This is a genomic window from Streptomyces panacea (assembly GCF_040560175.1).
Classification (GTDB): Bacteria; Actinomycetota; Actinomycetes; order Streptomycetales; family Streptomycetaceae; genus Streptomyces; species Streptomyces panacea.
In genome coordinates, this window is sequence record NZ_JARJHW010000090.1 from 21,156 (window position 1) to 28,082 (window position 6,927).

Here is a 6,927-nt window from a genome sequence, read left to right on the forward strand (position 1 = left end):
TCGACGGTCTACCGCTTGAGCGCCTTCGCGATCCGCTCCGCGTCCATCGCCAGCTCGCGCAGCATCCCGCTGATCGGATTCGTGAAGCCCGTGAAGTACAGCCCCGGCGCCCGTTCGGACGTCCGCGCGCCGCGCACCACCGGGCGCCCCCGCTCGTCCAGCACGCCGAGATGGCCCACCAGGCCCTCCAGGGCCCGGCTGTAGCCGGTCGCGGCGATCACCACGTCGGGCGAGATCCGCGAACCGTCCGCCAGCACCACCTTGTTGTCCTCGAACGACTCGACCGCCGCCACCGGTTCGACCTTGCCCTTGCGCACCGCCGCGATCAACCCCACGTCCTGCACCGGGATCGCGCCCTCGCGCACCCGCGAGTACAGCCCGGTGTCGGGGCGCGGCAGCCCCTGGGCGGTGAGATCGGGCACCGCGATCCTGCACATGATCTCGCCGGCCCGGTCGACCAGCCGTGTCGGCAGCCGCCGCACCAGAATGCCGGTGCGCTGCGCCGGCCAGCCCGCGGTGGAGCGGCGCACGATGTGCGGGACGGTACGGATCGCGAGGCGTACCCGCGCCGCGCCGCCTTCCACCAGGTCGACCGCGATCTCGGCGCCCGTGTTGCCGGCGCCGACGACCAGGACGTCCTTGCCCTCGTACGGACGGGGGTCGCGGTAGGCACCCGCGTGCAGCAGTTCACCGTCGTACGACTCCGCGCCCGGCCAGGACGGCAGCCGGGGCGTGTGGTTGTAGCCGGTGGCCACGACCACGGCGCTTCCGGTCAACTCCCGTCCGCCGGTGGCGTGCAGCAGCCAGCTCTCGCCGTCCGCCGAACGCTCGATGCCCGTGACCTCGACGCGGGTGACGATCTCCAGACCGTGGAACTCCGCGTACTTCTCCAGATACCGGACCATGTGCGCACGCGAGACCCAGCGGCCGAAGGACCGCGGCATCGGGAGGCCCGGCAGCGCGGACAGCTTGCGGGTGGTGTGCAGATGGAGCCGCTCGTAGTGGCCGCGCCAGGAAGCCCCGACGGCCTCCGACTTCTCCAGTACGACGGCTCGCACGCCCTGCGCGCGCAGCACGGCGGCGACGGCGAGACCGCCTGGGCCACCGCCGATGACGTACACGGGGCGGTCGTTGGTGAGGTCGATGTCGCTGGGCATGACAGCTGAGCGTAATCGAGCGGGCACTTGTTGGGTCTCGGTCAAGATGGGAATGGATTGCGAATCGGTTACGTCCGGGTAAGTTCTGCGCGCGGCGGCTGAAACAATGGTGAAAGCGGCGTGAATCCGACGGGCGGCACGCTGCTCCCAGGACGACGGAACTCACAACGGCCGCGGTGCCACGCGCCATCGGCGCGAGCGGACCGCGCGAGTCGTACGGCGAGGAGCTCGTACTTGCCGGTGTTCGGCCGACCGGCTCGAACGGCCCGTGAACGGGAGCCTGTCGACCCGCGAGGGCGCGGTGCCCCGGAGCGCCGGCGGTGCTCCTGGGCGCTGAGCGCGCCCGCTCAGTCGATGACCGCGGTGGCCTCGACCTCGACCAGATGCTCGGGCACGTCCAGCGCCGCGACGCCGATGAGCGTGCCCGGCGGTACGGGGGTGACGCCGAGCTTCGCGGATGCCCGAGCGACACCGTCCAGGAACCGGGGCATCTTGTCGGGGGTCCAGTCCACGACGTAGACGGTCAGTTTCGCCACGTCGTCGAAGGAGGCGCCGACCCCGGCGAGGGCGGTGCCGATGTTGAGGTAGCACCGCTCGACCTGTGCGGCGAGGTCCCCTTCGCCGACCGTGGCCCCGTCGGCGCCCCAGGCGACCTGCCCGGCGATGAAGACCAGCTTCGACCCGGTCGCGACCGACACCTGGTGGTAGACGTCGATCTCCGGCAGTCCGGTGGGGTTCACCAGGGTGATGGCCATGCTGCTGCCTGCTCTCTGTCGGTCTCTTGTGGTTACTAAGGAACCGTAGGAGAGTCTGTGCTGACATGGAAGAACGCACTTTTCAGTGACTGGGGAACCTTATGGTGACCAAGCAGCTCAGCGGCTCACCCGAGAACGCGGACCTCACGCGCGCCGACTCGCTGGCGCGGGAGATCTTCTCGGACGTCGCGAACAAATGGGCGCTGTTGATCATCGACGCGCTGGGGGAGCGCACCCTGCGCTTCGGCGAGGTGCGGAACGAGGTCGAGGGCATCAGCCACAAGATGCTCACCCAGAACCTCCGCATGCTGGAACGCAACGGCCTGGCGGAGCGGAAGGTCCACCCCACCGTGCCGCCGAAGGTCGAGTACACCCTCACCGAACCGGGCCTGGCCCTGCGGGAGACGGTCCACCGGATGTGCGACTGGACCCACCAGCACATCGGCCACATCGAGTCGTCCCGCGACCGCTTCGGGACCGTCTGAACGCTTCTGGCGGTCGCGGCGGTCGCGGCGGTGGGGGCGGCGGGGGTACGGGCCGGCCGGGCCCGGCGAGATCGGCAGGGCGCCCCCCCTACGGCCAGAGCAACTCCCGCGACCAGCCGCCGCCGGACGGGGACGCGGCCGGGGCGGGGGCCGCGCGGCGGTAGCGCAGCCGGACGTGGCGTCGCCGGGCGTCGCCCTGGAAGAACTCGACCTCGTCGGCGTCGAGCACGTACCGCGTCCAGGTCGGCGCGGGCGCGTCCGGCTCGGCCAGGGCCCGCTCCCACGCGGCCTGCGAGGCGCGCGCCAACTCCTCGGCCGAGCCGAGCACTTCACTCTGCCGCCCGGTGAGGGCGGCGGCGAGCGCGCCGGTGGACCGTACGGCCAGATCGGCCCGGCTCTCCTCGGCCCCGGCGGCGCTCACCGCGCCCCGCACCCGGATCTGCCGCCCCTGCGCGGGCCAGTAGAAGCCGAGCGCCGCCCACGGCCGGGCGGCCAGCTGGCGGCCCTTCGCGCTGGTCGCGTGCGAGGCGAAGTGCCAGCCGTGCTTGTCGGCGTCGTGCAGCAGCAGAGTGCGTACGTCCGGCCGCCCGTCGCCGTCGACGGTCGCGAGCGTCATGGCGTGCGGCTCGGTCTGCCCGGCGGCGGCGGCCTCGACGAACCACCGCCGGAACAGCGTCAGCGGCGCGTCGGGCACATCGCCCGTATCGAAGCCGGCCAGCCCGGAGTCCCAGGTCCGCAGAGTGCGCAGGGCCGCGCGGAAGGTCTCCTGCTCGTCGGGCTCGTCGTCATTCATGGGGCCCATTCAATCGCGCGGGTCCCGGACCGAACCGGGTTCGCGTCCGAAGACACCGCACCACTTAGGATGTAGTACTACATGCGAAGTGGTTCCAACAGGAAAGGTGTGACCGCCCCCATGCGACAGAACCTGGCCCGCCGCTCCGCGCTCGTCGATGCCGCCATCGAAGTGCTCGCCCGTGACGGCGCCCGAGGGCTGACCTTCCGGGCCGTCGACATCGACGCGGACGTACCCAAAGGTACGGCGTCCAACTACTTCACCAGCCGTGACGAGTTGCTCAACCAGGTGGGGCACCGGATCTACGAGCGGCTCATCCCGGACGAGGCCACCGCCGCCGGTCTGTTCGCCGGGCCCAACACCCGGGAACGGACGGCGGAGTTGGTCCGGCAGGTGGTGGAGCGCGTCACCGCGTTCCGGACCGGGTTCCTCGCGCTGCTCGAACTGCGCCTGGAGGCCACCCGGCGCCCCGAACTGCGCGCCGTACTGACCGCACGCGTCGGCGAGGACATCGAGGCGAACGTCACGGGGCATCTGGCGTCCGGGCTGCCCGGTGACGCCGACGCGGTCAAGATGCTCTATCTGGCCGCCAACTGGCTGGTGGTGGAGCGGCTCACGCTGCCCGGTGTCTTCTCGGAGGAGGAGGCCGCGCGGCTGATCGGCGACATGGTCGAGCGCGTACTGCCGTCCGGCCCGTGAGGCGCCCGTGAGACGGGAGCGCCGGCGGGGATCAGTTCGCTGATCCGCCGCCGGCGTGACAGGACGGAGGGGAGGGCACGTTACTTCGCCGGCTTCTTGCCCGTGATGCCCAGGTGGACCAACAGGGCCAGATTGGGCTTCAGTTCGGCCTGCTTCACGCCCCAGGTCTGGAAGCCCTTCTGGTGCCCGGCCACCGCGGCGAGCATGACGACCAGCGAACCGGCCATCGCGGCGGGGTTGACGTCCTTGTCGACCCGGCCTTTGGACTGGAGCTCCTTGACGGAATCCGTAAGGGAGTTGGTGACCGAACTCAGGATCTTCATGCGGATCTTGTAGAACCGCTTGTCGCCCTCGGCCGCGCCGAGATCGATGACCCTGAGGATCGCGTCGTTCTTGCGCCAGAAGTCGAGGAATCCCTCTACGAGTTCTTCCGCCGTCTGGCGTCCCGCTTTACCGGCCCAGGAGCGCCCGGAGACCAGTTCGGTCAATCCGGCGCCCTCCTTGGCCATTTCCTCCGCGATCTCAAGGACAGCGCCCTCGACGTCCGGGAAGTACTGATAGAAGGTCGCGGGTGAAGTGCCTGCCTTCCGGGCAACGTCGATGACTTTGACGTCCCGATACGGCGAGGTGCTGAGCATCTCGCTGAGGCAGTCGAGCAGCTTCTGCCGCGTCGCCTGGCCGCGCCGACCGGCCACGCGGCCGTCGACGGTACGTACTTGTCCTGTCATGCCGTCAGCTTACCGAGGGGTGATCGGAGCGCGATTCGGCCGACTGCAAATGGGGAACCGCCCGGTGATCGCGGGGGGTCGGAAGGGGGGCGGGAAGAGGGGTCGGAAGAGGTCTGCCCGGAGCCGGTGGCCAGGAATAGTGTTATCAACAGCCTGTGGACAACTTCGGTGGATAACTCACCGCGCACAGGCCCTCACCAGGAGACAATTAGTCAATTGTTCGATTTGCCCCGCCCTGCGCCGGGCGAAATGCGCCATTAGCGTGGCCGGAAGGCGAGCCGCTCGGGCGGTACGCACGCGGAGGAAGGATCCGGGCTCATGGCCGCATTCGCGGAAGGCACGCCGTGTTGGGTGGATGTGTCGCTTCCCGACGTCCAGGCGGGCAAGCGTTTCTACGGCGACCTGTTCGGCTGGACATTCGGTGCGGACGGCGGCGCGGCATACGGGTACTACACGAATGCTTTCAGTGACGGAAAGCGCGTCGCCGCCCTCGCCGCGAAGCAGGACGGGCGTATGCCGACCGCCTGGGGCGTTTATTTCGCGACATCGGACGCCACCGCGCTCAGTGCGCGAATCAAGGAGGCCGGCGGCGGAATGGTGATGGATCCGACAGCCGTGGGGTCGTACGGCACGAGGGCGCAGGGCGTCGATCCCGGCGGCGCGGTCTTCGGCCTCTGGCAGCCCGGGGCGTACTCCGGCTTCGAAAAGCAGAGCGAGCCCGGATCTTTCTGCTGGACAGAGGTCTATACGAGGGACAAGGAGAGCGTCGACCTCTTCTACGAGTCGGTATTCGGCTTCGTCGGCAAGGACCTTCCTGGCGAACCGGTCGACTTCCGTACGTGGTCCCCGGCGGGATCCGAGCCGGAGAGTGACAGCGCCGTCGGCGGGCGAAGTGTCATCACCGACGCATTTCCCAAGGAGATGCCGGGGCATTTCCTCGTTTACTTCTCCGTGGCCGACTGCGACGAGACGGTCGCCGAGGCCGTACGGCTGGGCGGCCGGGTCCGGGAGTCCGCCTCCGACACCCCGTACGGCCGGGTCGCGAGCCTGGCGGACAACCAGGGCGCGGTCTTCGCGGTGCTCGCGGAGCCGGAGGCCGCCTGAGGCCGCGTGAGACCGTCTGAGGTCGCGTGAGGCCGTCTGATGTCGTCTGTAGTTGTTCGAGGGACGTGTGTGGGCCGTGTTGCGCGCGCGGGGCAACCCGCGTTGGTCCGTACGCGTCAAGACTCTTACGGGCGGGAAACTCACCCCGTACGAGGTCGTTCGCTCATTTCCTGTCCGAATCGGGGTGAGACACCCCGATCCGCCCCCGGGTTCGCAACCATCGGGCCAGACAGGAAGAATCAGGGGGCAGGGGGCCGTACCTTTGTGGCCCGTACGGGGAGGTGGCAGGCAAGTGGAGCAGCTGACGCAGCACGATCCGAGACGTATCGGGCCCTTCGAGGTGCTCGGACGCCTCGGAGCGGGCGGTATGGGGCTCGTCTATCTCGCGCGCTCGGCCTCGGGCCGGCGCGTGGCGATCAAGACGGTGCGCACCGAGCTCGCCGAGGACCAGCTGTTCCGCGTCCGTTTCACCCGCGAGGTGGAGGCCGCCCGCGCGGTCAGCGGCTTCTACACGGCCGCCGTGGTGGACGCCGACCCCCGGGCCGCCGTGCCCTGGCTGGCCACGGCCTATGTGCCCGCGCCCTCTCTCGAGGAGATGGTCAACCGGTGCGGCCCGCTGCCCGTCCAGGGCGTGCGCTGGCTGGCCGCCGGTATCGCCGAGGCACTGGAGTCCATCCACGGCGAGGGCCTGGTCCACCGTGACCTCAAGCCGTCGAACGTGCTGGTCGTGGAGGACGGGCCGCGCGTCATCGACTTCGGAATCGCCTCCGGCGTCTCCAACACCCGGCTCACCATGACCAACGTGGCCGTCGGCACCCCGGCGTACATGTCGCCCGAGCAGGCGCGCGACTCCCGCAGCGTCACGGGCGCGAGCGACGTCTTCTCGCTCGGCTCCACCCTCGTCTTCGCCGCCACCGGCCACGCGCCCTTCCACGGGGCCAATCCGGTCGAGACCGTCTTCATGCTGCTGCGCGAGGGACCGAATGTGGAGGGGCTCGCGGACGAGCTTCGTCCGCTCATCGAGTCGTGCATGCAGATGGACGCCACCCAGCGCCCGTCGCCCGCCGATCTCCAGTCGCAGCTCGCCCCGCATCTGTTCGCCTCGGGCAGTGACGACAGCGGTACGGCTTCGGCCTGGCTGCCCCAGTCCGCCACCGAGATGATCGAGGAACGCCGTGGCGGCGGGCGCATCAACGCGGCGGCCGC

The 6,927-nt window shown here is 69.8% G+C and carries 8 protein-coding genes; 4 read left to right on the plus strand and 4 right to left on the minus strand.

Annotation, left to right across the window (positions count from 1 at the left end; all coding sequences use genetic code 11):
- Positions 1–8 precede the first annotated feature (8 nt).
- Together P3L51_RS21260 and P3L51_RS21265 are read right to left on the minus strand one after the other, a co-directional pair.
- Positions 9–1,157, minus strand: coding sequence for a flavin-containing monooxygenase (locus tag P3L51_RS21260; protein ID WP_354606860.1), 1,149 nt, complete (start codon positions 1,155–1,157; stop codon positions 9–11).
- 347 nt (positions 1,158–1,504) lie between these two features.
- A complete protein-coding gene (locus P3L51_RS21265) occupies positions 1,505–1,912 on the minus strand; it encodes a RidA family protein (protein ID WP_354606861.1) in 408 nt (135 codons plus the stop codon).
- Positions 1,913–2,013: 101 nt separating this feature from the next.
- Between P3L51_RS21265 and P3L51_RS21270 the strand changes: the two genes are divergently transcribed.
- Entirely contained in the window at positions 2,014–2,397 is a 384-nt protein-coding gene (locus P3L51_RS21270) for a winged helix-turn-helix transcriptional regulator (RefSeq protein ID WP_354606862.1), read from the plus strand.
- A gap of 88 nt (positions 2,398–2,485) precedes the next feature.
- Here P3L51_RS21270 and P3L51_RS21275 read toward each other — a convergent pair whose 3' ends face one another.
- Positions 2,486–3,190 (minus strand): pyridoxine/pyridoxamine 5'-phosphate oxidase, encoded by a 705-nt coding sequence (locus tag P3L51_RS21275; RefSeq protein WP_354606863.1) that lies wholly within the window; start codon positions 3,188–3,190, stop codon positions 2,486–2,488.
- Between the two features lie 120 nt (positions 3,191–3,310).
- On the opposite strand from P3L51_RS21275, the gene P3L51_RS21280 reads away from it, so the two are divergent.
- Complete coding sequence (locus P3L51_RS21280) at positions 3,311–3,889, plus strand: TetR/AcrR family transcriptional regulator (RefSeq protein ID WP_354606864.1); 579 nt, start codon at positions 3,311–3,313, stop codon at positions 3,887–3,889.
- An 80-nt stretch (positions 3,890–3,969) separates the two neighbouring features.
- On the opposite strand, the gene P3L51_RS21285 is transcribed toward P3L51_RS21280, so the two are convergent.
- The gene (locus tag P3L51_RS21285) at positions 3,970–4,617 is read right to left on the minus strand and encodes a TetR family transcriptional regulator (protein ID WP_078076684.1); all 648 of its coding nucleotides are present in this window, start codon (positions 4,615–4,617) and stop codon (positions 3,970–3,972) included.
- A gap of 318 nt (positions 4,618–4,935) precedes the next feature.
- On the opposite strand from P3L51_RS21285, the gene kbpA reads away from it, so the two are divergent.
- Together kbpA and P3L51_RS21295 are read left to right on the plus strand one after the other, a co-directional pair.
- The gene (gene kbpA, locus P3L51_RS21290) at positions 4,936–5,721 is read left to right on the plus strand and encodes an AfsK-binding protein KbpA (RefSeq protein ID WP_354606865.1); all 786 of its coding nucleotides are present in this window, start codon (positions 4,936–4,938) and stop codon (positions 5,719–5,721) included.
- A 292-nt stretch (positions 5,722–6,013) separates the two neighbouring features.
- A partial coding sequence (locus P3L51_RS21295; protein WP_354606866.1) for a serine/threonine-protein kinase occupies positions 6,014–6,927 on the plus strand: 914 nt, incomplete at its 3' end.